The following is a 25,524-nucleotide window of genomic DNA, read 5'->3' on the forward strand; positions in this document are numbered from 1 at the left end:
CCGACCTCCGCCCTGGCGGCCCGATCCCTCTCCCGACATTATCATGCCGGCGAGAACGTCTGCGCTCAATGGCAATTAACATATGCCCGGGCGCCAGGCCCGTCATGGCGAAGATCTCAGGACGAATCCAGCATCTTCCTGAACAGGGACACTATGTGGGGCACGGTCATCTTGATGCCCGCCCGCTTGCAGTGCTGCTTGAAGGTCAGGGCATTGGAGAGCGTGGGCATGTGGCCGCCCAGGAGCCTCTCCAGGGCCAGGCGTTCCTTGTGCATCCACCTGTATTTCTTGAGAACGGCCCGGGCGTACCTCTCGGGGCGGTCCCAGTCGTCCATGAGCATCTCGGCGGTCTGCATGGCATAGAGGTTGCCGTCGCCGGCGATGGGGCCCACCGCGCCCACCGCCTCGCCCACTCCGACGACGTTGCCGCGATAGAACGGCTGGGAGCTCAGCGGGGAGGTCAGGCGGATCTTGCTCAGGCACTTGCAGCGGGTGACCCTCTCGGAAGGATCGAAGCTTATCGATAGCTGGTATTCGGCCGTGGAGGCCTTGAGGTTCCCGAAGCCTACATGATATTCGCCGTTCCCCAGGGGGAAGCACCATTCGTACCCGATGGAGTTCAGGTTGAACCGCATCCCCAGGTCCTGGGGGCTTCTGATCCGATACTGGATGGTGTCGGCGACGAAGTCCTGCCCATCCATCGGTCCGAGGTAGGCGCGCTCGGCCCCGGTGGCGTCGATGACCCTATCGTACTCCTGGGTCTGTATCGGGGAGTAAAAAATGGGCACGCCGCCGGTGAGATCGTCCAGCAGCGCCGGCTTGTCCACGGTCACGACATCGCCGGGCATCTTCACGCCCTCTATGGACACTTCGGTGGTGCGCAGCATGATGAACTTGTCGGGATCGGCGAAGCGGGAGACCAGCCGGCGGTATTCTGCCGACGGGGACATTCCCCACGCGCAGGGATGACGGCCGCAGCGGGTGGTCCTCTTCACGTCGTACAGGTCCACCTGGTCGAACCCCCGTTCCTTCAGAAGCCTGTACATGTACGCCCCAGACATTCCCGCGCCGGCAATAGCTATCTTCATTCTCGTTCTCCTTTCGGGGGTATGATGGCATCCATGCTATCAATCTTTTGAAGTTCCGGGAGCCTGGTCCGGGCATTCTCTGATCGTAACGGCATCGGCGTCGCCGGCCCGGTGGACGTTTCCAGCGCTCCAAAATCGCTAATGACAAATAGGGCGGGATGCCAGGGCGTATGGGAGGCGGCTCGAAAAGGCGGAACGACCGGTCGATCATGGAGCTGGCTCTGAGGTCCACTCTCATATTCTCCATAATAGGGTTCTTGGTCAATTTCGGCCTGGGGACCGTTGCCCCCATCCTGCCCCTCTATGCCCTGACGTTCAACGTATCCATCGTGATGGTGGGGGCCTTGGTATCGGCCTCGGCCATTTCCAAGGTGATCCTGGATATGCCCTCTGGGATCGTTGCCGATCGGCTGGGAACAAAGCGGTTCATGCTCGGGGGGCTTTTGATCGTGGCCGCCTCCGCCATGATCTCAGCGTTCGCGGTCGATTACTGGATGCTCCTCATCGGGTTGACGGTGCAAGGGATCGGCTCGGCGATCTATTTCACCACATCATATCTTGGCATCAGCAGGACAGCCCCGCCGGCTAAGCGGGGAAGACATTTGGGCCTGTTCATCAGCCTCCAGTTCCTGGGGACCACCAGCGGGCCGGTCCTGGGCGGCCTTATCGGACAGGCATACGGGCTGAGCGGGCCTTTCCTCATCTACGCCGCTTTCACGCTCATCTCGGCCGCGATGGTATATTTCCTGGTGAGCGGGGCGTCCATCAAAGGGGCGGGGGGAGCGAGCGTCGATCTTCATCAGATCACCAGGACGTTCAGGAACTATACCCTGACCTCCGTGAACGCGGGCCTTTTCACCACTTCGATCCTCCGCGCCGGCCTGGTCTCCACCATCGTTCCGCTCTTTGCCGTCAGGAACCTGGGGCTGACCACCGTCGAACTGGGGGCGGCATTGACGCTGTCGGCCGGCTTCAATTTCTTATCCTTGCTGCCGGCCAGTTCGCTCTCCGACCGCCTGGGGCGGAAACCGTTCCTGTTCTCCAGCCTGCTCTTCGGCGGTATCGTAGCCGCCATGATACCACTGGCCACCGATCTGCTCACCTTCGCGGTGATCATGTCGGCCCTCGGCTTCGCCTTGGGCCTCTCCGGCTCCGTAGGAGCGTACGTGACGGATGTGGCCCCGCCACCGGACCTGGGAGGGGCCATGGGGATCTTCAGGACCATGGGGGACCTTGGCTCGTTCATCGGCCCGATAATCCTGACAGCGTTCATACCGGCATCGGCGGGGCCAATAAACGCCTCCCCCTTCCTGGTGGCCGGAATGATCCTTTCCGTTTCCGGCCTCCTGCTCATCCCGGCGAAGGACCCCGTGCGCTCCAAGGCAGGAGGCCGGAAGTGAGCGGTCAGAACTTGGCCACGCCGGCAATGCAATAATAATTGGACGACAGCGCGTACTTGATGGCCACATTGCACTCGCCGCAAACGCATCCCCGCCGTTCCAGTCTGCAGCCGCTCTTTCCTCTAGAGCAATACAGCTTCTCCCCCTTCCTGCTCGTGCATTCGTCGTAGGTGGGGCAGCTTTTGCAGTAGCACATCTCAAAGTTCTCCTCCGTATCCGGGACCCTCTTGCTCCTGATCTCCCTGACGCATCTTGGCGGCCCCATGTTCGTTCCTCTAGCGCTCATTCGGGCCTCACCACGAAAATGTTGCCCTGGGGCTCGGCGCCATAGACGCTCCCCTCCCCATGCAGGTCCGTGAAGTACATGCCATCCCGGCCGAAGGCCATGCCGACAGGCATCCCGATCCCTTCGCCGGTATAGGCAACGAACTCATCGTAGGACCTGATCCCCGAACCATCGCGGTCCAGCTCAAGCTTCACGATCTTCTTGCCTTTCATGGAGGGAGCGCGATATCGAGCGGGGCCAGCAAGCACCACGAACAGGTGGTCATGGAATTCCTGGGGGAACTGACCATCCTGCATGAACGCGAGAGCGGTGGGGGCCTGCGTGAAGGTCCACCAGAAGAGCGAGTTCTGCTTCATGTCCATGGGCCACCCGTAGTTCCCTCCGGCCTGGATCCTGGCCACCCGATCGTACGTGCGGGGGCCGTTGTCAGAGATGTAAAGCGACGAGTCGCTTTTCCGCCAGGTCGCGCCGAAGGGGCTTCGCAGCCCTTTGGCGAACACCGGGCTCTCCGGGTCAGGGTTGTCGGAGGGGATCGAGCCGTCAAGGTTCATACGGAGGACCTTGCCCCGCAGGTCCTTGTCGTCCTGGGCCACCTCCGACCGCTTCATGCCATCTCCCACATTGACATACAGCTTCCCGTCAAGGCCGATGGTCACGGCATGGATCTGATGGGCGCCGAGCACCGACGGGATCCCCTCTATCACGGCCGCCATCGACTCCATCCTAAGTCCGTCCCTGCTCTTGGTCCGGACCACTTTGGCCTTGAAATCATTGCCGTCCTTGTAGAGCATGGATATGAAGAGGTCACCGCTCTGCGTCTCTACGCATATCCCCATCACCCCGGACTCACCTGAGCCGGGCAAGATGAAATCGGGACGATAGTTCAGGAGCCCCTCGGCATACGTTATCACTTGGCAGTCATTGGTCACCACGCGCACCCGCCCATATAGCTCGGTCACGTACAGCAACGGGTCGCCCGGCCTCTTTCCGGGGTTCGGAACGGGAGCGATGTTTACCGGCTTATCCAGGCCGGTAGCCAAGTGCTCCAGGCGGAACCCCGGGAAGGTCCACCAGCTCTCGATAGGCTTCATGGCAGCGGTCCCCGGGCGTCGGCCCGGCCCAATGTCGAAGGTATGTTCCGGACGATCACTTTCTCGACCCCGAACCGCGCTGCTCGATCTCATCGCCGCGAAGGCAGTAGTACATGTTAACCATGCCAAGGTCCTTATGCACCGGGCAATCAGGACAGAAGCACACCACTGTATCCTTGATGCACGAGCTCTTCTCGCGCAGACAAAAGACCAGCTCGCCCTTCTCCTCTGCGCACTGGGCATATGTCGGACAGGGAGGGCAATTGCACCTCTCCTGATTCTCCTTGGCCATCTTCTCTTTCTTTTCCTCGCCCGGACCTCCCGCGTTTTTCATGATCTCCTCGAACCTGTCCAACAGAGCACCCATCCGATTCAATCCCAGGCCAGGGTTTAAGTAGATTTCTCCGGGCCACCCCTCGGCCCAGACCATCTGGTCATGGAACTTATTTATCCGATGGAGGCGCAACGGACAGTGGTGACGAGCGCATGTTCAAGAAGGCGTTTAGCGGGCCCCGACCGCTCCCGGTCGAAGAGGCGAGGGAAAAGATGTTCCCGGCGGCCGTAGGGATCGAGATCGTATCGGAGGACTTCATCAACCCTGTGGCCCTGGCCGCACCGCCGGACTCGTCCGGCCGCCTGTTCGTGGTGGACCAGGCCGGAAAGGTGCTCGTGCTGAGATCGGACGGCACCAGGGAGGAAACCCCGTTCTTGGACATTGCCGATGAGATCGTGGAGCTGGCCCCGAAATACGATGAACGGGGACTGCTCGGGATGGCCTTTCACCCCCAGTTCAGGACCAACGGAAAGTTCTACCTTTTCTACAGCGCGCCCCTCCGGGATGGAGCGCCCAAGGGATGGAACTGCACCAACCACCTCGTCGAGTACCGGGCGGCCAAAGACGATCCGAACAGAGCGGACCCCGGCTCAAGAAGAGTACTGTTGTCACTGGACAAACCCCAGATGAACCACAACGGAGGGCACATCGCCTTTGGACCGGACGGCTATCTGTACGTCCCGTTGGGGGATGGAGGGGGAGAGAACGACAAGGACGAGGGGCACACGCCCGGAACGGGCAACGGGCAGGACCTCAACGCTCTGCTCGGCAAGATACTCAGGATCGATGTGGACGGCAGGTCGGACGGTAAGGAATATGGCATCCCGCCTGGCAACCCGTTCACTGATGGCCAAGGGCCCCCCGAGATCTTCGCGTACGGCTTGAGGAACCCGTACCACATCTCCTTCGATGCCGGTGGGGACCGTCAGCTGTTCGCCGGTGACGCCGGACAGGTCCGCTGGGAGGAGATAGACATCATCGTCAGGGGCGGCAACTATGGGTGGAACCTCAAAGAAGGCTCTCACTGCTTCGATCCGAATGACAATGCCGCCGACCGCCTGGGCTGCTCCTCCACCGGTTTCCGCGGTGAACCGCTCATCGATCCCATCATAGAATACCGGAATCTTTCGAACAGGTCCGGCGGCATCGGATCGGTGGTCATCGGCGGGTATGTCTACAGGGGAAGGGCGATGTCTTCTCTCAGGGGCCGTTACATCTTTGGAGACCTGAGCGGCACCCACGGAAGGGCCGATGGCCGGATGTTCGTGGGCTCCCCTCCTCCGGACGGGGGTGCCTGGGTCATGGACGAGATCATCATCGAGGGCAGGGACAGATTGAATGAATATGTCCTGGCGTTCGGCCAGGATATCGACAATGAGCTGTATGTACTCACTTCAGATACCCAGGGGCCCAGTGGGAGCTCGGGCAGAGTGTACAAAATCGTGCCGCCCAGGAAGAGCTGATCGTCCGAGGAAGCATTATGCGGTGCACCCATGATGAACGCGCCCCTGCGGCCATCGCCATGGCAGCCTCTGTGACAGCCTGAGGCGATCGTGGTGTTCTTCGAACCCAGCGTCTTCCTCGTCAAAGACCTGATCTCGTCCATGGGATACCCCGGCCTGGCCTTCCTGATGGCGCTGGACGCTACCATCGTCCCGATGCCCAGCGCGGCGGTGATGGGGTTCGCCGGAGCGCTCTGCTATGAGGGGAGGTACGACATAGCTCTCGTCACGGCGGCAGGAGCGTTCGGCAGCATGCTCGGTTCCGTCTCCATGTACCTTGTTGGCCTGTGGGGAGGACGACCTTTCGCCGAGCGCTATGGGAAGTACATTGGTCTGGGGGAAGAGAGGATCAGAACGGCCGAAGGCTGGTTCAAGAGACACGGCGATCCGGTGGTCTTCATTTGCCAGCTCGTTCCGGTAGCGAAAGACCTCATACCATTCCCTGCGGGCCTGGCCAAGATGAGATTGCGGCGCTTCGCGACGTTCTCCTTCCTGGGCTCCATCCCCTTCTGCTTCATCCTGGCGTATATCGGCCTGTATTTTGGCCAGGATTGGGAGATGGCGGTGGCGGTGGTCGATCGATATGACCTCCTGGTCCTGGCGCTGTTCGTCGTGCTGACGGCGATTTACCTCGTCCACCGAAAGAGACGGGGCCGGTCCCGGGAGCGAAGCTGATCTATGGGATGTCCGCAGCTCAGCCGGCCCAAGAGGTGATGTGGTACGAGCCGTTCTCGCGGTAGTCGCCCAGCTTGGTCATGCGCACATTAGCGCCTTTGAGCATGTAGTCATGGGACAGCAGCACATTGTACAGCTGCAGATGGTCGCCGGAAAAGCGGGTGAGCAGGCGGTTCTTGCCCTGTTCCAGGGACACCTGCTCGCACTTGGAGAGCAGGGAGGACATTATCTCCAAGGGATTGGGCGCCTGCGGGTCCACCAGAAGCGCCTTGATCGACGAGTAGCTGGCCTCCTCGCCCCTCTGATAGGAGTGCATTATCGCCGCGCCCCGGGCCTCTCCGCCCTCCTCGAAGATGTACACGTTCCCCAGCCGCTTCCCTACCGTGACGGCCGCCTCCCTCGAATAGTCGAGCAGGGGGTTCACCTTGGCACTCAGGCGCGATATGGCCGGCATGGCCCCCTCTATGCCGGCGCCCCCCGGCTCCACCACGCTGGCGGTGGACCGCCCTTCGTAGCGCAGCACCTTCTCCACTATGAGGATGAGCGAGCTGGGACGATATCCCGATGACATGTAGAAATGGATGTGCTTGGGGATGTGCGACATGGTCTCCAGTCCTATGATCTCGCACCCCCGTTCCCGGAGATGCTGCTCACTGGCGCCCAGAAGGAGCTTCCCGACCCCGTGGCTCTGACAGGCCGGCAGCACTTCCAACGGTCCGATCCATCCGATCCGGCCCCACACATGGGCGAACGCCGAGCCTATTATCTTTCCGTCCTCCTCAGCCACGATGCACCCGCCCGGTTCGTTGGACAGGTAGGCGTCGATTATCCTCTCCGAGCGCTTGGGGTACTTGAACTTCCGGCCGATGTCATGAGTGGCAAGGTCGGACCAGGCGATCTGCCCCACCTCACGCACTTCCTCCATGTCATCACGGGTCATGGACCGGAGCTGGGGCGCTTTGTCCTTGCTCCTTATGAACATGCTCATTCGGTGCTCACTTCCTCCAGCCTCTCCCCCTGAGTTCGTCCGCGGTCCTCGAGTTCAGCAGCCTCTGCGGGGGCAGCAGCGCCCTCCTGGCCATGGCCAGCCCCCAGTCCCAGTACATGATCTCGTTGGGGAACGCGGCATCGGTGCCTATGCTATAGGAAGCTCCCTGTTCATAAAGGTTGTAAATGACATCGTCGTAAAGGTCCAGGCGGTCGGGGTAGGCGTTGATCTCCAGAGCGGCGTTCACCTCGGCGGCCTTGGCGGCCACAGCCTTCAGGTCGATAGCGGACGGCTCCCGCAATCCTATGACCCGGTTGGTGGGGTGGCCCAGCACATCCAGGTTGGGGTCGTCGAGCGCCCTCAGCACACGGCGGGTCGTCTCCTCCCCGCCCATGGACAGCTTGGTGTTCACAGAACCGATGACCAGGTCCAGGCGGTCCAGCGCCGAGGAGGGGAAGTCCAGCCGCCCGTCCGGGGCGATGTCCACCTCCGCGCCTTTCAGTATGTCGATGCCCACCGCGTCGGCCGCCCGGTCGATGGCGGCGTTCCTGCGCTCCAGGGCCGGGAGGTCCATCCTCCTTCCGCCTACTCGGTCGCAGAAGCACACGTACTGATGACCCAGCTCCTTGGCCGCCGCGGCTATCTCGCTCACCCTCTGCGTTCCGTCGATGGACGCGGCGCGCACGTGCAGGTCGCCCAGAAGATCTCGCGCTTCCGCCACCGGGCCGTCGGGGAGGGCGCGTCCTTCCCGCAGCTCGGGCGAAAGGGGCGGCAAGTTCAGCACCTCATATATCTCCTCCTCCGAGCATTGGGTCCCCTTGCCAAGCCCCCCGACGGTGAAGCGGTGACCCAGTTCCTTGGCCCTGGCGGCCAGGTCCTTCACATGAGCGTCGGAGCCGGTCGACCTCACCAGCTCGTAGGCGAAAGCCTCGTCCTTTACCCATCTGATCATGCACGCCGCGCCCGAGGCGGTCTTTCCCACCGCCTGGTCCCTCTCCACCACCGTCAGCTCCAGCACCTCGGGGCACAGAGCGAAGCGGGACACCACCAGGTCGGGGCGGTCGGAAGCGAATATCAGAGTAATGTTGGCCACGGTGGAGGCTTTCCTCCTGGCCGGCCCGACCAGCGCGACCCGTCCGACCTCGCCGCCGGCCTTGAGGAAGCTCATGATCAAATTCGCCGACCTGACCGCTCTGGGAGTGGGAACTTCCGCCGCCTCCTCGCGGCGCCACACCAGCCACTCCATGGTCTTGCGCTCGATCTCCTCGCTGAGGTCGGGTACCTTGGGCAGCTGGTCCTCGGAGATGGCCCGCAGGAGCTCGTCCACCGACCTCACGCCGAGCACGATGTCGAGGTCGGCGGTGCGCTTCGTCCCGAGAGTGGGGATGTTCCGGAACAGGGTGATGTCCTCCGGCAGAACGTCCCTCACGTTCTCCAGCGTCTCTATCTTTCCGGTGGCGAGGTATTCGTCCAGCTTCGACTCGATGGATTCGCCCACGCCTTCGATCTTCTGGAGCTCGCCGCGCTCGCTGATGGACCGGACGCTCTCCCCCAGCTCCTCGATGCTGTGGGCCGCCTTCAGGTACGAGGTTGCCCTCCAGTGCTCCCCCTGTATCTCCATGGCCAGGGCGAGGTCGTAGAAATGCTCCGCCGCCCGCTTGTTGTCCGTCCGGCCGGTCGCCATCCTCATAACGATCCCTATCACTATTTGTGGCGACAGCACCTAATACTTATCAATGCGGCGGTGGCCCCCGCTCCCACGCCGTTGTCGATGTTGACGACCGCCAGCCCGGGGGAGCATGACTGCAGCATAGAGAGCAAGGCGGCCTGCCCCTCCGCGCCCGCCCCGTATCCCACCGAGGTGGGCACCCCGATGACGGGGACATCGGATAGCGAGGATACCACCGAAGCGAGCGCTCCCTCCATCCCCGCCGCCACTACCAGGGCGTCCACGCCGGAATCGAGCATGCCGACCAGGGGGTCGAGGAACCGGTGGAACGCGGCGATGCCCACATCGTACGCGGCCATGACCTCCACGCCCATGGATTCCGCCACCACCCTGGCCTCGTCGGCCACCCGCGCGTCGGAAGTGCCCGCGGCCAGGATGCCGATCCTGCCTCGGTCCAGAGGACCCCTTCGCCCTCCCGCCACGATCATCCTGGCCCCTTCCTCATAGCGCGCCGGCAGCGGGTCGATGGCACCGCGCACCGCTTCGAAATGCTCCTTGGTGGCGCGGGAGACCAGCAGGACCTCCTTGTCCCTCATGACCTCCTTCACTATTTCCGCGACGGCCTGGGGCGATTTGCTCTGGCCGAAGATCACCTCGGGGATATCCTTGCGGTCGGAGCGTCGCGGATCGAAAATAGTGTGCTCGCCGATGCCGCGGACGTAGTCCATGCGCACCAGGCGCTCGGCCTCATCGCAGCTCAGCTCGCCCTTCCTGTATCGTTCCAGAACGTCCCGCACGCTCATAAGCGGTCATATGCTGGCGCAATAATCTAATTTACTGCCCGCGGGACAGAACCTCCGATGATGGCGGCGGATACCGGACCGCCGCGAACAGGCGGCCCTCCACCTCCTCGTATTTCTTAAGGAACTCCCTGATCTCATCGTCCGTGAAGTAGTCCACGGCCATGTCGTACAGCTCCTTCTCCTCGTAGCTGGCATGGTGCTGGTACATGAACATCAGCACTTTCAATTTCGCCACCCAGATATCGTCCGCGAGTTCCTCATCCTCCAGTTCCGTGGTCAGGAGTTCATGGACATGGTGCTCTTCGCAGCGGACCAGCGCCATAGATCGGGGGACGCCGTCGAGTTCCTTGAAGGCCTCGTAGATGGTCTCCTCCTCTGCCTTCTGGTGAGCCAGTACGAACGTGTTCAGCGCTATGACCTTTTCACGGCGGGAGACGGGGTCGCTGCCGACCAATCCAGTCATCTGGTCATTGAATTCCTTGTGCTCGGCCTTGATCTTGTCGAAGAGTTCCATCAGAGCTACCCTCCCTCAAGGGGCCATCGAGAGTTGGACGGCCATTGTATAAATCAATTGGCCACTCCGGCGGGGGAGCCCATTGAAATGCCGGAGTGTTGGGTGGAGCGAACTAACAGGTCGTGGGCTATCTTGCTCCACGACCTTGACTGTGGGATGAATTGCGACACCAATCACTTTCGGCCATCTCCCCTCAAGACGTTAATATTTCCACATGCTCTGAGATTGTATGCTCCTGACCTTCAAGTTCAAGCACAACAGGGATTTAAGTGCAGAGTTAGTGAAGGCCAGGCAGGTGGCGGAGTATGCCCTCCGCGTTGGTTACGGGACATCTAAGGACGTCAAGGACATTGGCCTGCCTTTTGAGATCTCGAACCAAATCCTCAGGAATACTATCGTAACTCCAACCTTAGAGCCATTCACAGCGTCAAGTTGACCCTTCCAGGCCGAGCGTCGAGGGTGATCTCTGACCGTAAAGAGCTTTACATCTCCTGTCTCAAGCTTCGCCTCGACATCAGCCACCTCCCGATGTTCGAGAAGGTCAACCAAGTCGAGTTAGACGAAGAGTGTGCGCACATCACCGTTACTATCAATGAAATCCCGGTCCGGGAGGTCGAGAATTGGATTGGCGTGGATCTTAACTCGACCGGTCACATCGCCGTTGTAGCTAATCCGGCCACGGGCAAGGTCCAGAAGTACGGCAAGGAAGTGCCGCACATCCACAAGAAGTACTCCAAGATGCGGAGACACCTCTACAAAGAAGGCCACCCGAAGGTGGCCAAAGAGAAAATAAGGAACAAGGAGAAACGCAAAATTAAGGACATAGACCACAAGGTCACCAGTGCCATAGTGAAAGAAGCCGTCCGGCAAGAGTGCGGTATAAAATTAGAATGGCTGGACGGAATCAGAGAGACCGCACGCACATCCAGGTCGTCCAGGGCCTCGCTGCACAGTTGGGAGTTCTATCGGATCCAGCAAGAAATAGAGTATAAGGCCAAGCTGCGCGGGGTACCGGTCGCCTACGTTGACCCTGCTTACACCAGCCAACAGCGCTCACGCTGTGGCAGGATAGGTAACAGGGACGGCAAGGACTTTACGTGTCCTCATTGTGGGCACGTTGACCACGCCGACGTGAACGCGTCGTTCAACATCGCGCTGCGTCCTCCTCTGGGAGAAGGTGATGGTCGATTGCATGTATACAGGGATGCATGCAAAGGGCGCATTGATACCCCTCAGGAGGCTCCGGCATGAACGATGTCGATCTTAGAATCCCACGTGAGTGAGAGTGTCAAATCTCCGAACGGGTGAACCGCACGTCCCCCACCAGCACGGACGGAGATAGAGTGGGGGTGCGAACCTCCCACCATTTTATCCACTTCCTCTCTCTGGATGCCTCCTGAATCCCCCCGACCAGGCGGAGCATGTTTTCCGATATCCTCAGTTCCTTGAGGGAGCCGGCCACCTCGCCCTTCTTGATGAGGAACATGGCGTCGCGGGGGATGACAGAGAAGTCCCCAGTGCTGTAGTTCTGATACCGCAGGTACCATGCGTTGGTGACCATGATACCGCTGTCCACCTCCGCGATCAGCTCGTCCAGCTCCTTGGTGCCGGGCGATACCTCCAGGTTGAACGGCCGCGGGGCCACCAGTCCGGCGTTGGCCGTGGACCCGGTCCCGTACTTCTGAGCAGTGACGGAGTTGTGGAGGTAGCTTTTCAGGACCCCATCCTCGATGATCTCCGTCCGCCGGGTGGGCAGGCCCTCCGCGTCAAAGGCAGAGGAGCCGTAGGTGTTGGGCATGGATGCGTCGTCGTATAAATAGAACCATTCAGGCGCAAGCTTCTGCCCCACCTTCCCGCCCAGGAAAGACATGCCTGAGTCGACAAGGAACGCCGAGGACACCCGTCCGAACTGGTTCATGAGGCCGGCGAAGGCCAGGGGGCCGAGGATGGTCCGGAAACTGCCTGGCTCCCCCTTCACCGGCGAAGCGGACAGCCTGGCGTACTCTCCCGCCTCCGCTCCTGCTCTCTCCGGGCTGAACATCCCGTCCGACGGGGAGATCGAGACGGAGTGCCCGGAGGCGTGGTCCTTTCCGAACGCCCGGAGCGATATCTCCAGCGAACCACCCGCGGATGACGCCGCCACGTCCCCCGAGGTGGCCATGGTGTAGGTGCCGTTGCTGGCGATGAGGGAGCCGGCCATTCTCTCGGCGCCCTCCTTCAACCCGGCGTCGATGGCCCCCCTGGTCCAGGACACCAGGACGTCCGGGTCCGTGGTAACGGGGGGCGACATCCGGAGTTCGGGATCGTACCTGAACGGCCCTTTGGGCAGGGGCACGTAGGCATCGGCGGGAGGGCTGTTCCTGGCCGCAGCCACCACCTTTCTCGCGGCGGTCCTCAGGGAGGACTGCGACAGGTCCTCCACGGTCGTCCCGGCCTTGCGCGCCTCCACCTTCACGAAGATGCTGCAGACCTTCTGATCCAGATCGTCGATGACGGTGATCTCGTTGTTAGAGAACCGGACCATGGTCTCCTCCGATTCCCCGATCGAAGCCACCACATCGGTGGCGCCTTCCTTCCTGCACATCTCGATGACGCGCTGGCAGATCTCCTCGCCGTTCACTTCGATCCCCCCAGGCGAATGTTCCTGAGCCTCATATGGGGGCCTCCGGTCCACACCGGTATGGCCTGCATCGGATCACCTTTGCCGCAGTGCGCCGCGGCGAACTCGACATCCTTCCCGACCGCGTCCACCGCGGACCACAGGGCCGGGGTGGAGATCTCCAGCACGGGGTTCTTCAGCCTCGGCCCCAGCTTTCCGTTCTCGATCAAATACGCTTCCAGCCCGACATATCGCTGGTTGTACCTGCGGTCGTCGATATTCCACTCCATGAAGTTCTTTATGTACGCTCCCCTGCGCACCCCCTCGATCAGCTCGCCCACGCTGTGGTCCTTCGGCTCGACGAAGGTGTTGGCCATGCGCACGATCGGTTCGCGGTAGTACGCCACGGCGCGGGAGGAGCCGTTGCTGGCAGCGCCCATCCGGTACGCCGTTTCCCGGTCGTGCAGAAGTTCGTTGGCCAGACCTTCCTTGATAAGATACCTCCGCCTTGCTTTCACGCCCTCATCATCGCTGAGATAGAAGCCGAAGGAGCGGTCCAGGGTAGGATCGTCGACCACGTTCACGACCTCCGAGCCGATCTTCCTTCCCGCATCCTCCTGCCCCAGGTAGGTCTCCCCCGCCTGGGCCGCCTCCCTGCCGAGCATGCGGTCCGCTTCCGCGGGATGCCCGGCGGACTCGTGGGACACTATGCCCACGACCTCCGGACCGAGGACCACGTCCATGTTCCCGCCGTCGAACGGCACCGCGGTAAGGAGAATCTCACCCAGCGTGGCAGCTTCCCGGTCCAGCTTGGACGGCAGGTCCCATCGCTCCACCGCCTCCCAGCCCCCGCTCTCCCCGATGGAGAAGGACCTCTGCCCCGAGCCTTTGGCCGCTTCCGCTGCCGTGAGCATAACGTCGACCTCCACTCTCGGGACCTTGCTGCGGAAGTCCGCCCCGTCCGAGTTCACGATGTACTTCTCGGTGGTGAACACGTCGAGGCTGAGCTGCCGCCCGACGAGCTTCACGCCCGATCTCTTGGCCGCTTCCATCGCCGAGGAGTCCGCCTCCTTCAGCAAGGCGATGCGGTCCTCCAACTCCACGTCCCCGAACTTCACGCGGGGCCTCTTCTCCGCGTACCCCGTGGCCATCTCCGCCTCCCCCATGCGGATCGGCTCCTTCCTCAGCCCCGCCGCCGCTTTGGCGCTGCGCACGGTCCTTCCCACCATCGCCCTGAGATCACCTTTGGCCAGTGAACCGGTCGCCCCGAAGCCCAGGCCTCCGCCGGCGAGCACGCGAACGGCCACTCCCCGGCGGGACTCGAAGGACGAGACCTCGGGAACGCCGTTCCTCAGCAGGCTGCTCTCGTAGCTGTCACTTTGGTACCTGGCCTCGGCGTAATCGGCGCCCTGGGCCAGCGCGAGATCGATGAGGGTTGCGAGCTCCGGTTCCATCTAGTGCCTCCGTTTCCCCGATGCCTTGAACGACGTCAAGCTTTGCGGCGGGGAGATGCTACATCTTGGAAGTGGGCGCTATATTAACCTCCTGGACCGGTTGGATGATGGGGATAATCTACATTTTGGGAAAAGAGATAGATATGCCCGCCGACGATATCGGGTCATGCGTATCAACATTACCCTTCTTTCCTACGACCATGGCATATTGAGGCAGGTGTTCGACGTCATGGAGTACGTCGTCCAGAACGGGGAGACGGAGAAGCACCGGGACCTGTTCCCGCCGTTCGCGGACTTCACTATCCGGTTCATGGACGAGTACCACCACAAGAAGGAGGAGCAGTTCGTGTTCCCCCTGGCCGCGGACGGTCCGGACAAGCTCAAGGAGATGATGCCCGAGCTGATCGACGACCACCGCAAGGCGAGGTCGTTCGCCGATGCCATCACCAAGGATGTAGGGGCATGGGACCGCGAGGGGCTGGCCAAGAACACCCTGGACCTGGTCAAGCACATGCGCCACCACATCCTGGAGGAAGAGGACTACGTGTTCCCGACCATCGACGGCTACATGGACCCCGACCAGGACCTGGAACTGTGGCAGGAGTCCCAGAAGTTCCTCGCCGACAAGTTCGGAGAGGCGTTCCCGTCGGACATGGAGAGCTGGGCCAACGAGATGCAGGAGAAGGTGTGGGGCAAGGGCGTCATCAAGGCGCCATCGAGGTGATCGAGGCCGCCTCGTAGCCTATCGGGATCGGGTATTTTCTTCCCCTGATCTTCATCTTCCCTCCCCGGTTGATCCTTCCCGCTCGTGTCTTAGGATCACCGGGGGAAGAGTCGACCCATTCAACAGTCTCAAAGGGGATGCTCATCGGAGGTCTGGCCCTGAATTCCAAGCGGACCTCCTCTGCGATGCAGACGAGGACGGGGCGCCGAATGAGCTCCGTGTTCAATAGGGGAGCGTCATGACAAACAGAGAGAGCATCAGGAAAAGGGAAATGCCAAACAGCTGAGGTAACCAGTGCTGAGTGAGCACCAGGCTTAACAGACCGGCAGTATTGAACAGTATGAAGGCGAAAAATGCCAGCCCGATGAAATATTTGTCGGGAAGGTTCTTGAAGCAGCATTCTGTCGTATCGATGGTCTCAGGCCTTCGACCACGAGATGGTCGAATCAAATTAAAAAATATGGAACGGTGGAATTGTTGCAGGCTCGTGCCTGCAAGCTCCTATCATCTCATAAGATGGACGAATGGCGCCGAGGGAGAGATTTGAACTCCCGTGGCGGGGACCGCCAGTGGTTCGCTCGGAGATCTCGTTCTTTCGAGACCACCGCCTTACCGGGCTAGACTACCTCGGCGTGTGGATAGGGCAAAAAGCCAACCGCATATAAACCCTTTTGCTGAGCTGCGGGCTATTGGGCCGGTCCCGATGTGCCCATGAGACGGAAAGGATGATAACTCCCTCGATGCTTCGGGAGGGGAGATAAGAATGGTCGATAAGCGCACCAGCAAACAGCTCTTCGTCGCCCTGGGCCTGGCCCTCGCATTCGTGGTCATGGCGGTGCTGGTCCTCGCGGACCAGGTGGTATGGGGGATCGCGCTGGGCGCGTCGGTCGCCGTCATAGTCATGGTCATCGCCTTTCTCCCGCGGATGGCCCGCTAGTCCGGACGTCGCGCGAAAAGGGTATATGCCCGGCCTCCTTTGGCAGGGGCATGAAAGTCAAAGTGAGGAGCGGCCGCGAGGACCTGGATCTCGATCTTTCCGAGGGGGCTACTCCCGAGGATATCGTGAAGGCACTGTGCCTCCATCCTGACGCCCACCTTATCGTGCGGGACAACTCGCCGATACCCATCGATGAGCCCCTCCGGGAAGGCGATCACATAAGGCTTATCAGGGTAGCCTCCGGGGGCTAAGCCAGTGTTATGCACATCATTATTCTCCCCCTTGATAAAATAATTGGATTTGCCGTTCCATCACCGAAAGTTTTATACCGCCCATCTCCCTCTATTGGGGTGAAACGGCTTAGTTCCTAGACTGATTTCATGCTCACCATCATCATTTCCACCTGGCCAAAGGTGGAAAGTCCAGATATAAGGCCACATTCGGGCCGGGCGGTGCTGTTAGCGCAGCCCAGTCAAGATGTCAGATAAGTGTCCGTGCATCTAGTCGTGGGGATCGCCGTTTCGAACGAAAGAGAGGTGTACTACTATGAACATCGATCCCAGCACCACCAAGTACATGATCAGGGCCAAGCTCCAGGCCGACGGCATCGTGGAGAAGCCTGACGTGGTGGGCGCGATCTTTGGACAGACCGAAGGATTGCTGGGCGACGAGCTGGACCTCAGGGACCTCCAGAAGAGCGGCCGCATAGGGCGCATCGAGGTCGAGGTAAGCTCTAAGCAGGGCAAGTCCGAGGGCGAGGTCCTCATACCATCAAGTCTCGACCAGGTTGAAACGGTAATACTCGCTTCCGCATTGGAGACGATCGACAGAGTTGGTCCCTGCAAGGCCAAGATCAACGTGCTCAGCATTGAGGACGTTCGCATCACCAAGCGGTCCAAGATCATTGAGAGGGCCAGGGAACTGCTCACCGAGCTTATCAAGCAATCCAAGACCTCCGGCATCGACCTCACCGAGAGCGTCCGCCAGAGCGTGCAGACCGAGGAGATCATTCACTTCGGCAAGGAGCGCCTGCCCGCCGGACCGAACGTCCAGGACAGCGACGCCATCATCGTCGTGGAGGGCCGCTCCGACGTTCTGAACCTGCTCAAGTCGGGCATCAAGAACGCCATCGCCGTGGAAGGGACGAACGTCCCCAAGACGGTCATGGACCTCAGCAAGGAAAGGGTCATCACCGCCTTCGTCGACGGCGACAGGGGCGGCGAGCTCATCCTGCGCGAGCTGTTCCAGGTGGCCGAAGTGGACTTCGTGGCCAGGGCGCCCCGCGGCATGGAGGTCGAGGAGCTGACCCAGAAGCAGATCATGAAGTGCCTCCGGAACAAGATCCCCGGCGAGCAGTTCATGGAGATGTACGGCATGTCCGGCGAGAACGGCAAGGCCCCCGAGCCCCGCGAGGAGAAGGCCAGGGAGCGCGAGGAGCCCTCTGAGCGCTACGAGAAGGCCGAAGCGCGGTCCGAGAGGACTGAAAAGCCGCACCGCGAGCCCCGAGAGAGGCGTGAGCCCCGCGAGGAAAGGCGCGAGCGCAGGGAGCCCCGGGAGAGGGAAAGGGCCGAGCCTGCAAGGGAGCTGCCTCCCGCCGAGCCCGCTGCGGCCGAGCCAGCTGACGCATATTCCGAGCCTGAGCCCGCGGACGTTCCCGAGCCGGTCAAGAAGCTGTCCGAGTCGCAGGCAAAGTACAAGACCATGATCAACGAGCTGTCCTCCTCGTCCAAGGCCAAGATCCTGGACTCCAACGGCGAGCTGCTGAAGGAGGTCCCGGTGAGGGAGCTCGTGAACACCCTGAAGGCCGGCCCCAAGGGGGTCGGCGCGGTGGTCTTCGACGGCATCGTGACCCAGAGGATCATGGATATCGCCGCCGAGGGCAAGATCAATACCATCGTGGGCACCAAGATGGGCAACATCACCAAGCAGCCTACGGCGGTAGAGGTCTGGACCAAGGACGACCTGAACGAGTGAGATGAGCGAAAAAGTGGACATCCAGGGCGAACCGGACCTCCGTTCGGTCGCCACCACCGCGGACATCCTGATACCGAAGGACCCTCTCAGGAGGGTCATCGGGCAGGACGAAGCGGTGGAGCTCGCGAGGATCGCCGCCAGGCAGAGGAGGCACCTCCTCCTGGTGGGCCCTCCGGGCACTGGTAAGTCCATGATCGCTCAGGCCCTCGCCCTTCACCTTCCCCGGCCGAAAGAGGAGGTTCGGGTCGTTCACAACCCCGAGAACCCCGAACGGCCGCTGGTGGAGGTCAAGAGAGAGGACGAGGTCTCCAGGGAGAGGGAGTCCAAGGGCTCCGCCGAAGGAGACCTCATAGACCCCCACAACGCCCCGCCCAGCGTGGCCGAGCGGCTGGGATACCGCTGCAAGAACTGCGGCACCTATTCTCCACCACAGGACCGCTTCTGCCCCAAGTGCGAGAAGGCCAAGGCCGACACGGGGATGCCCGGCAATCCCTTCGGGGACATCCTGGGAAACCTAATGGAATCCATGGCCGGCGCCGCGCCCGGCCTGGCCCCCGGCAAGGAGAAGGTCACCACCACTCGGAAGAGGGGCGAAAAGGAGGAAGTGGTGGTCTTCGAGCGCGCCGGCGAGATGATAAGGATGCTGGACCAAAGCGCGCTGGAGAGAAGAAGGGAGCTGGAGAGGCAGCGCCCCCGCAAGGTGCTGGTCCCCCTGGAGCGAAACCCCTTCGTTCTCGCCACCGGCGCCAGCGAGACCGAGATCCTCGGCGATGTGCGCCACGACCCCTACGGCGGGCACGCCCAGCTGGGCTCCCCTCCGTATGAGAGGGTCATACCTGGTTCCATTCACGAAGCTCATGAAGGAGTGCTGTTCCTGGACGAGGTATCTCATCTGGGACCGATGCAGCGTTCCATCCTCACCGCCATGCAAGAGAAGCGGTTCCCCATTTCCGGCCGCAACCCCCAGTCCGCCGGTGCTTCCGTTAAAGTGGAGAACGTCCCGTCCGATTTCATCCTGGTGGCAGCATGCAACATCCAGGACCTCGAGAACATCCTGTCCCCCCTGCGCTCGCGCATCGCCGGGGATGGCTACGAAGTGCTGGTGGACACCTGCATGGAGGACAACGAGCTTAACCGCGCCAGGCTGGCGCAGTTCATGGCCCAGGAGATACACACGGACGGCCGCATACCTCACGCCTCCCGCTCGGCCATCGAAGCCATCATAAGGGAGGCGAGGTACCGCGCCAAGGTCCTCGACGGAAAGGAGGGCGCCCTGACCCTGAGGCTCCGCGAGCTGGGCGGCCTGATACGCTCATCCGGCGATCTTGCGGTGAGCCTGGGCGACTGCCTCATCGAGGAGAAGCATGTCCTGGCCGCTCAGAAGAGGACCAGGCCGGTGGAGGAGCAGATCAGGGAGCGCTACGGCACCTACATGAAGGGGCTCGGCACCGACATATCCTCCGCGCAGAAAGAGAAGTCCCCCTATTATTTCCAGAACGAGCACATCAGGGACGACCGGGCGTATCAGTGAAGCGGATTCAGATGAACAGCTGCATCTGGTAGGCGTCCTCGCCGTCATTGTAGTAGTTCTTTATGACGTCCATCGGCTGGAACCCGAACTTGTGGTAGAACTCGGTGGCCGGAACATTGCCCTTGCGGACCTCCAGTGACACTACCTTGGCCCCCTTCTTCCTGCTTTCCTCGAGATATCTGGACATGAGCATGGAGCCGACCCCTTTTTTCCGTATTTCCGGAGAAACGGCCAGCATTAGCACGCGGGAGTGCACCGACGAGGTCAGGATGCCGAGTATGAACGCCTTGATGCCCCAGGGCGATTCGACCACGATGAAGCCTTCCGGCCAAGAGGACGACAAGGTAGTGAATATGGTCGGATCATACCTCTCGCTCAAGGTCGAGCATGCCAGTCGGTACACCGACGGCAGGTCGTCGCTCATGAATCCCCTCAGGTACACCTTTGATTCAATGTCCCTTCCGTTCTTTAATCCTTTTGAATACGATGAACGCTGCCACCGGGACCAGGGGCAGGACCGCCAGGTATGGAAGGCCGCCTCGGTCTTCGCCCTGCTGCCCCGGGAGCGGCATCGCCGTTACAGTCACGGTCCCCTGCGCGGAGTTGTTGTATCGGTCGTAAGCGGTCACGGTGACGACGTGGACGCCTTCCTCGAACACCGCGACGAACTTGGCTCCGGTCCCATCGGGGCGGCCGTCCCCGTCCAGGTCCCAGGCGATCAACGATATGCCGGAGCGGTCGGTGATGTTGCTCCCGTCCAGGAGCACCGGCATGCCGGCATAGGTGAGGATCCGCTCGTGTCCCAGCCGCATGGTGGGCGGCAGGGGGTCATCGGCCCAGTCGGCCCAGAAGAGATCGGAGAAGAAGCCCGATATCTCGGACGAGCGGACCAGGAGGCCCAGCTCCCGGTTGTCCCGGAGCGCGCTGTCGCCCCAGTTGATCGAGGAGATCAGGACCGAGTCGTCCATGATCATCCCCTTATTGTGCATAATGCTGATGCCGTGGTACGACGAGACGACCTTGGCCTGCATGTCCACGGAGGTCCGGGCGGCCAGGGCATTGATGGCCTCGGCCACTTTGAAGTTCTCGTCCTTCGAGAAGGTGTTGTCGAGGAGAAGCCTCACCGTAACTCCCCGCGACGCGGCGTCGATGAGGTCAGTGAGCAGGCCCGGTGAGGCGAGCCAGTTTTCCTGGCAATACATCTGTTGGACCAATATGCGGTCCCGCGCCGAGGCGATCATCCCGCGGAGCGCCTCTTCGGAGAAGTCCGGGGATACTATCGGGATTACTGCGGCCCTCCACCGCACCAGCTCGGAAACCGGGCCTGGAGCTGTCGCCCCCTGTCCCGAGTAGGGAGCGGGCTCGATGTTAGCGGAGACATCGATCTGCCCGCTGAAATCAGCATCGAACATGCCCTCCAGGTACTCGACCAGGCCATAGCTCTGGGCGCACACTCCCCACCCCCGGTTGTTCCACAGGCCGGAGCCCCAGTTCTCCGACATGACCACCGAGCGCAGGCCGTCGGCGATAAGATACTTGCAGTGAAGGTAATCGTACCGCTTGTACGCGTCCTGGGAGCGCAGCGCTCTCACGTCGCACCCGGCGTCAAGCAGCGCGGTCGCCGCCGCGCGGGAATCGGCGGACAGGCCGCCCACCGGCTGCCCTTCCACCAGCACGCTGACGTTCACGCCCCTCCCCGCGCACGCCGCGAAGGCGTTCACGACGACGGGATCGGTGAGCTCGTACACGGCCGCCTTGACCCATACGGAAGCGGTCTGGATCTCCCTGACGAGCCGTTCCGCGGCGTTCTCCGGCATCGCGAAAGGCTCCACCACCGCGGGGAACTCCGCCGGCATCAGGGCGCTCCTTCCCGGCGGGGCAGGGGACCAGTCCAAGGAGGAGTTGGTGTCGGGACCGCCCCGCACCAGGGCGTCGGCCGATCCTCCCTTGAGAGCGGGGGCGCCGCTCCACCCCGGGCCGGAATAGGCGCTCTTTCCGTAGGCGAGCATGTCGATCAGGGCGCCCGAGCCGTCCAGGAGCTGCACCTCGTCCCCGGTGTCGGCAAGTGCGAAGCGCCCGGCCTTCCTGATCTGGGGAGAGGTGAACTCCAGGCAGGCGATGCCCGGGTGGACCTTGGCGAACGTGGACGCGTCAGCGGCGATGGCCACCTCGGCTAGGGAGGCTAGGACAAAATGCGCGGTCCAACTCAGCGTTCCCTCCCCGTCCGAGATCGCGGTCCCGTTGAGATTGACATCCCCGCCGCAGTTCCTGATGATCACGTACTCGACCGGCCTCGCGGGGCACACCTCCGCTATGAGGAGCCCGCCGGACTCCCCAGCAGCAGGAACTGCGCTGTCCTTCCATGATTGTGATGAGAGGCCGGGGAGAACAGTGGGGATGACGATCAGCAACACGAGAAAACATGCGCTGTGGCCTCTCATCGTCACGGGACCGACGGTGGAGAAAATAACCGCTGGTGCTACAGTTAAGGTGCGGAAACCCGTTAAATCGCAGGAGCTTCTTGACAGTATGACGAGGCGGAATATGGACATAGTTCTGGGAGCCACAGGGCAGGTCGGGTCTGGGGTGGCCAAGGGCCTTCTCAAGAAAGGGCGAGAGGTACGCGCCGTGGTGAGGAACGGGGCCAAAGCACGCGAGCTGGAGAAGATGGGGGCAGAGATCGCTGTCGCCGATTACCTGGACAGGGAAGCGCTGGAGAGGGCGTTTCATGGCGGCGGGACCGCCTTCCTCTTGACCCCCGAGGACCCTTGGTCGGAGCACCACATCGATGACGTTCGCGTGATGCTCGGCAATTATCGTGAGTCTGTCCAGGCGTCCGGCGTAAACAAGATAGTGGGCCTTTCGACCATGGGTGCGCAGCTCGGACCGGGCTCGGGGGACCTGTACGCATCATATCTGCTGGAGCGCGCCTTTTGGGGGCTTGATGTCGAACAGGTGTTCGTCAGGCCGACCTATTATTACAGCAACTGGACCGGATACCTGGACCTGGTAAAAGCGCAGGGGATATTGCCGACCCTTTTCCCTCCGGAAATGAAGCTGTCGATGGTCTCCCCGCTCGATATCTCGGCATATTTGGCCGAAGCAATGGTCCGCGATGCCCCTCAGGAGCGAGTGGCAGAAGTCCTGGGCCCCCGGGAATACAGCTCATTGGATATAGTCAAGACATTCGAGGATGTTCTCGGAAGGGATGTAGCGTTGCAGCCGATCCCGCCGGATGAGTGGGGGAGAATGCTGACGCGGGCGGGGTTCACGGCGGACGGGATAGAGGATCTCACGCTGATGACGAAGGCCGTGATCGATGGAAGGACCAAGGGCGAACGCCCCGACCCGGTCCATTTGCCAACAGACTTCCGAACATATCTGGTCAATCGGCTACGAACGGCCTAGACTGTCCACGGACCACCCGAGGACCGCGTTCTACCGCCCATAATCATCAGAGGTACTTTATCAGGTCCTCGACGGCGGCCTTGGGGTCCTTGGCCTTGACGACGCCCGAGGCGACGAGAACGCCGGAAGCTCCCAGCTCGACGGCCTTCCGCACGTCCTTGCCGGTCTTGACGCCGGCGCCGCACAGGACCTCGATGCCTTCGTCGACCCGGCGCACCGCTTTCACGGCGTCGCTCACGATCTCCGGCTTGGCCTCGGTGACCGAGATGTTGCCGCCGATAAGTTCGGGCGGCTCCACAGCCACCATGTCGGGGTCGAGCGCCGCCGCGGCCGCAGAGGTGGCCTCCGTGTCAGTGCATACCACCGTCGCCAGGCCGGCGCCCTTGCACATCTGGATGGCCTGAGCGAGGTCGGCGAGGACCATGCGGTGCTCGGAGTGGTTGAGCAGCGTCCCCGCCGCTCCCGCTCCTGCGGCAAGCTGGGGAGTGACCCAGCCGGTGGCGGCGCCGGGGGACCTGGCGTCGACGTGCTGCGCGAGCACCGGCACCGTGACCGCCTTGGCCACCGCGGAAAGTTCGGTGGTGGGGGGGCATACCCCGACGGTGATGCCCGAGGCATCGGACACTTCCTGGCATATATCCGCCAGGCGGACGGCCTGGGGGCCTTCCACCTCGGCGTACGCCTTGAAGTTCACGATGACCACGGGGGTGCGGAGCTTACTCAAGTTTTTCCATCCTTTCCTTGAGCTTCTTCAGCACAGCGGGGCGGGTGGTGTACTCCATCTCCTCGGGGCCGAGCACAGCGGGCATGAAGGGGCCGTGGCGGCGCATGTAGATGGATGCCTTGACCGCATCGCTCCTGGCCTTGTCCCAGCAGCTTCCCTTGAAGTAGTCCAGCGCCACGTGGGTGCCCCTCGGCGAGGTGGGGTCCTCAAGACCCTGGAACACGCCGTTGCTGACGTGCAGGCTCACCGCGCATATGCGGGGGGGCCCGTCGAAGAACACGGGGTCGGAATCGTCCACCGCGCAGGGGTACCATCCGCCATAGTGGGAGCCGCGCATCCAGCCGGACACCAGCGCGGGGAACATGTATGGCTGCAGCAGCTCGCCCACGGCGGGAAGGCCGGACTGGGCGCGGCAGATGCAGACTGGGTCGTCCTTTCCGACGTACTTGCCGGCGGCGATGTTCAGCTTCTCGGTGGAAACGACCGCGGCGATGCCGATATCGCTGCTCTTGCTCCATATCTTCTTGATGGCGTACCTGGTGGTATCGCCCAAGAGGGTAAGGATGTCATAGGTCTCATCGGGAGTTGACATGACCACCTTCTTGGAGTCGCACACGTCCACGATCTCGAACTTGAAGCCTTCGTGGGCCCGGGGGTCGATGACGAGGCCGGTGGTGGTGAAGGGGTCCATGTAGCTCCTGCACAGCGGCAGGGAGTAGGAGGACGGCTCGGTCTTGTCGGCCATGAAGAACACCATGGGCTCAGCGCCCCTCTCCTTGAACTCCATCTCGGCGGCGCCGGGTCCGGCCCCTCGGACGTTACCGGAGAACGCATCGGTAAGGAGATCCTGGCCGGCGGCGTACAGCTTCATGCTCTTGGCGACCTTGGTGGCGTCCATGAACGCCTCCCAGGTCAGACCATGAACGTCCCTGTTGTTCTCTCCCCGGGTGTGGGTGAGGAACAGGTTGATGTCATCCCCCACGCGGGTAACGTAATAATCATCGATCGTGCCAGCCCTGAGGCCGTCGGCGAGCCTTTCCTCGCACTTCTTCATCATAAGCGGATGCGGGCGGGCGTGTCCTCCGACGGAACCTACATCTGCCTTGATAACTGATACTGTAACCCTATCTGACATTTACTTTCCCCTTACTGTATCCTCGAAATATTACTTGCAATATAAATACTTGCCATGGCAGGCCGACCGCCCCATGATCGGATAGGCGGCCTGCCAGTATGTTCCCCGCTATGCTCTTTGAGATGATATTACTTGCTCACGGAGATCACGTTGGTGGGACACTCCTCGGCCGCCTTGGCGGCGCAGTCGAACTTGTCGTCCGGCGCTTCTCCCTTCGCAACGTCCCCGCCCACCCGATACTCCTCTTTGACGTCCGAAGTGCCGTCCTCAGACTCGGAAAAGACAGCAGGGCATTCGTCGTTGTAGCACTTGCCGCATTGGATGCAGCCTTCCCGGTCGATTTCGATCTTCACGGTCATGGTGGAGTAATTCCAAGGCCCGGCCTTTTATCCTTTTGGTGCCCGCGAGACGGTCAGTGCTTCAAAAGCGTACTTGGCCTAGAAGCAATCATTCTTATGATCATTTGAAATATTCTGGTTATTAGAAAATCTTAATAATCTCCAAATGCCTTGCGTTGTTTAGCAGGTAGGTCCCGGCGGTACAGATCGTCGGACGGCGGTCGCTGCAAGACTCCCTCTGGGGGCTGCTACTTTTTGTTACAAAATTCGTCCAGAGACAATCTTGTCCATTATTATGCGCAAGTAGGTGTCCACGCCCATTTCGACATGCTGAAAAATCGCTCCGACAA

27 protein-coding genes and 1 tRNA gene are annotated in these 25,524 nt (G+C 61.5%); 11 read left to right on the plus strand and 17 right to left on the minus strand.

The window, feature by feature from the left end; all coding sequences use genetic code 11:
- Positions 1-116: 116 nt before the first annotated feature.
- On the minus strand, positions 117-1,088 hold the full coding sequence (locus WYS_RS05040) for an NAD(P)/FAD-dependent oxidoreductase (protein WP_019177078.1): 972 nt from the start codon (positions 1,086-1,088) through the stop codon (positions 117-119).
- A 170-nt stretch (positions 1,089-1,258) separates the two neighbouring features.
- Between WYS_RS05040 and WYS_RS05045 the strand changes: the two genes are divergently transcribed.
- Positions 1,259-2,488 carry an MFS transporter gene (locus tag WYS_RS05045; RefSeq protein WP_019177079.1) on the plus strand — a complete coding sequence of 410 codons (1,230 nt, stop codon included), beginning with the start codon at positions 1,259-1,261 and terminating at the stop codon, positions 2,486-2,488.
- A gap of 4 nt (positions 2,489-2,492) precedes the next feature.
- Here the strand turns inward: WYS_RS05045 and WYS_RS14470 are convergent, their stop codons facing one another.
- Genes WYS_RS14470 through WYS_RS05060 form a run of 3 tightly spaced genes read right to left on the minus strand, consistent with a single transcriptional unit; the run spans position 2,493 to position 4,220 of the window.
- Positions 2,493-2,774 carry a DUF2769 domain-containing protein gene (locus WYS_RS14470; protein ID WP_019177080.1) on the minus strand — a complete coding sequence of 94 codons (282 nt, stop codon included), beginning with the start codon at positions 2,772-2,774 and terminating at the stop codon, positions 2,493-2,495.
- The gene (locus tag WYS_RS05055; RefSeq protein ID WP_019177081.1) at positions 2,771-3,865 is read right to left on the minus strand and encodes a PQQ-dependent sugar dehydrogenase; all 1,095 of its coding nucleotides are present in this window, start codon (positions 3,863-3,865) and stop codon (positions 2,771-2,773) included. Before WYS_RS05055 ends, WYS_RS14470 begins: the two co-directional genes overlap by 4 nt.
- A gap of 55 nt (positions 3,866-3,920) precedes the next feature.
- Positions 3,921-4,220: a DUF2769 domain-containing protein gene (locus WYS_RS05060; RefSeq protein ID WP_162137700.1), complete on the minus strand. Its 300-nt coding sequence runs from the start codon at positions 4,218-4,220 to the stop codon at positions 3,921-3,923.
- Between the two features lie 131 nt (positions 4,221-4,351).
- On the opposite strand from WYS_RS05060, the gene WYS_RS05065 reads away from it, so the two are divergent.
- A complete protein-coding gene (locus WYS_RS05065) occupies positions 4,352-5,662 on the plus strand; it encodes a PQQ-dependent sugar dehydrogenase (RefSeq protein ID WP_019177083.1) in 1,311 nt (436 codons plus the stop codon).
- Positions 5,663-5,755: 93 nt separating this feature from the next.
- Entirely contained in the window at positions 5,756-6,376 is a 621-nt protein-coding gene (locus tag WYS_RS05070; RefSeq protein WP_147654442.1) for a DedA family protein, read from the plus strand.
- Between the two features lie 19 nt (positions 6,377-6,395).
- Here the strand turns inward: WYS_RS05070 and WYS_RS05075 are convergent, their stop codons facing one another.
- The 4 genes from WYS_RS05075 to WYS_RS05090 are packed head-to-tail and all read right to left on the minus strand — an operon-like array spanning position 6,396 to position 10,350.
- Positions 6,396-7,364 carry a GNAT family N-acetyltransferase gene (locus WYS_RS05075; protein WP_019177085.1) on the minus strand — a complete coding sequence of 323 codons (969 nt, stop codon included), beginning with the start codon at positions 7,362-7,364 and terminating at the stop codon, positions 6,396-6,398.
- Positions 7,365-7,371: 7 nt separating this feature from the next.
- The gene (locus WYS_RS05080) at positions 7,372-9,054 is read right to left on the minus strand and encodes a PHP domain-containing protein (RefSeq protein ID WP_162137701.1); all 1,683 of its coding nucleotides are present in this window, start codon (positions 9,052-9,054) and stop codon (positions 7,372-7,374) included.
- A gap of 14 nt (positions 9,055-9,068) precedes the next feature.
- Positions 9,069-9,836 carry a nickel pincer cofactor biosynthesis protein LarB gene (gene larB / locus WYS_RS05085; protein ID WP_019177087.1) on the minus strand — a complete coding sequence of 256 codons (768 nt, stop codon included), beginning with the start codon at positions 9,834-9,836 and terminating at the stop codon, positions 9,069-9,071.
- A 31-nt stretch (positions 9,837-9,867) separates the two neighbouring features.
- On the minus strand, positions 9,868-10,350 hold the full coding sequence (locus WYS_RS05090; protein ID WP_019177088.1) for a hypothetical protein: 483 nt from the start codon (positions 10,348-10,350) through the stop codon (positions 9,868-9,870).
- Between the two features lie 229 nt (positions 10,351-10,579).
- Between WYS_RS05090 and WYS_RS16355 the strand changes: the two genes are divergently transcribed.
- Positions 10,580-10,786, plus strand: a complete 207-nt coding sequence (locus WYS_RS16355) for a hypothetical protein (RefSeq protein WP_201798849.1) — start codon at positions 10,580-10,582, stop codon at positions 10,784-10,786.
- Positions 10,787-10,878: 92 nt separating this feature from the next.
- On the plus strand, positions 10,879-11,601 hold the full coding sequence (locus WYS_RS05095; RefSeq protein ID WP_238540773.1) for a transposase: 723 nt from the start codon (positions 10,879-10,881) through the stop codon (positions 11,599-11,601).
- Positions 11,602-11,638: 37 nt separating this feature from the next.
- Here the strand turns inward: WYS_RS05095 and WYS_RS05100 are convergent, their stop codons facing one another.
- A complete protein-coding gene (locus WYS_RS05100; RefSeq protein WP_019177089.1) occupies positions 11,639-12,970 on the minus strand; it encodes a TldD/PmbA family protein in 1,332 nt (443 codons plus the stop codon).
- Positions 12,967-14,403 carry a TldD/PmbA family protein gene (locus tag WYS_RS05105; protein ID WP_019177090.1) on the minus strand — a complete coding sequence of 479 codons (1,437 nt, stop codon included), beginning with the start codon at positions 14,401-14,403 and terminating at the stop codon, positions 12,967-12,969. Before WYS_RS05105 ends, WYS_RS05100 begins: the two co-directional genes overlap by 4 nt.
- A gap of 166 nt (positions 14,404-14,569) precedes the next feature.
- Between WYS_RS05105 and WYS_RS05110 the strand changes: the two genes are divergently transcribed.
- Complete coding sequence (locus WYS_RS05110; protein WP_019177091.1) at positions 14,570-15,127, plus strand: hemerythrin domain-containing protein; 558 nt, start codon at positions 14,570-14,572, stop codon at positions 15,125-15,127.
- Here the strand turns inward: WYS_RS05110 and WYS_RS05115 are convergent.
- Complete coding sequence (locus WYS_RS05115) at positions 15,108-15,296, minus strand: hypothetical protein (RefSeq protein WP_147654443.1); 189 nt, start codon at positions 15,294-15,296, stop codon at positions 15,108-15,110. The two genes, WYS_RS05110 and WYS_RS05115, sit on opposite strands and share 20 nt — an antisense overlap.
- Positions 15,297-15,652: 356 nt before the next feature.
- Positions 15,653-15,759 (minus strand) — tRNA-Ser (locus WYS_RS05125).
- 131 nt (positions 15,760-15,890) lie between these two features.
- On the opposite strand from WYS_RS05125, the gene WYS_RS15935 reads away from it, so the two are divergent.
- The 4 genes from WYS_RS15935 (at position 15,891) to WYS_RS05145 (ending at position 19,569) form a co-directional block, all read left to right on the plus strand.
- On the plus strand, positions 15,891-16,064 hold the full coding sequence (locus WYS_RS15935; protein WP_019177094.1) for a hypothetical protein: 174 nt from the start codon (positions 15,891-15,893) through the stop codon (positions 16,062-16,064).
- 50 nt (positions 16,065-16,114) lie between these two features.
- Complete coding sequence (locus WYS_RS05135) at positions 16,115-16,315, plus strand: MoaD/ThiS family protein (protein ID WP_019177095.1); 201 nt, start codon at positions 16,115-16,117, stop codon at positions 16,313-16,315.
- A gap of 295 nt (positions 16,316-16,610) precedes the next feature.
- Positions 16,611-18,038: a DNA primase DnaG gene (dnaG, locus tag WYS_RS05140; protein ID WP_019177096.1), complete on the plus strand. Its 1,428-nt coding sequence runs from the start codon at positions 16,611-16,613 to the stop codon at positions 18,036-18,038.
- A 1-nt stretch (position 18,039) separates the two neighbouring features.
- Positions 18,040-19,569, plus strand: a complete 1,530-nt coding sequence (locus WYS_RS05145) for an ATP-binding protein (RefSeq protein WP_049796250.1) — start codon at positions 18,040-18,042, stop codon at positions 19,567-19,569.
- 7 nt (positions 19,570-19,576) lie between these two features.
- Here the strand turns inward: WYS_RS05145 and WYS_RS05150 are convergent, their stop codons facing one another.
- Together WYS_RS05150 and WYS_RS05155 are read right to left on the minus strand one after the other, a co-directional pair.
- The gene (locus WYS_RS05150) at positions 19,577-19,993 is read right to left on the minus strand and encodes a GNAT family N-acetyltransferase (protein WP_147654444.1); all 417 of its coding nucleotides are present in this window, start codon (positions 19,991-19,993) and stop codon (positions 19,577-19,579) included.
- Between the two features lie 25 nt (positions 19,994-20,018).
- The gene (locus WYS_RS05155) at positions 20,019-22,010 is read right to left on the minus strand and encodes a phospholipase D-like domain-containing protein (RefSeq protein WP_081579839.1); all 1,992 of its coding nucleotides are present in this window, start codon (positions 22,008-22,010) and stop codon (positions 20,019-20,021) included.
- 103 nt (positions 22,011-22,113) lie between these two features.
- On the opposite strand from WYS_RS05155, the gene WYS_RS05160 reads away from it, so the two are divergent.
- The gene (locus tag WYS_RS05160; RefSeq protein ID WP_026068832.1) at positions 22,114-22,977 is read left to right on the plus strand and encodes an NmrA family NAD(P)-binding protein; all 864 of its coding nucleotides are present in this window, start codon (positions 22,114-22,116) and stop codon (positions 22,975-22,977) included.
- Positions 22,978-23,023: 46 nt separating this feature from the next.
- On the opposite strand, the gene tpiA is transcribed toward WYS_RS05160, so the two are convergent.
- From tpiA to WYS_RS05175, 3 genes are all read right to left on the minus strand, one after another.
- Entirely contained in the window at positions 23,024-23,701 is a 678-nt protein-coding gene (gene tpiA / locus WYS_RS05165; protein WP_026068833.1) for a triose-phosphate isomerase, read from the minus strand.
- The gene (locus WYS_RS05170; protein WP_026068834.1) at positions 23,694-24,836 is read right to left on the minus strand and encodes a fructose-1,6-bisphosphatase; all 1,143 of its coding nucleotides are present in this window, start codon (positions 24,834-24,836) and stop codon (positions 23,694-23,696) included. Before WYS_RS05170 ends, tpiA begins: the two co-directional genes overlap by 8 nt.
- Positions 24,837-24,964: 128 nt before the next feature.
- Positions 24,965-25,195, minus strand: a complete 231-nt coding sequence (locus WYS_RS05175) for a ferredoxin (RefSeq protein ID WP_019177103.1) — start codon at positions 25,193-25,195, stop codon at positions 24,965-24,967.
- Positions 25,196-25,524: the final 329 nt, after the last annotated feature.

The sequence above is a fragment of the Methanomassiliicoccus luminyensis B10 genome (assembly GCF_000308215.1).
Lineage (GTDB): Archaea > Thermoplasmatota > Thermoplasmata > Methanomassiliicoccales > Methanomassiliicoccaceae > Methanomassiliicoccus > Methanomassiliicoccus luminyensis.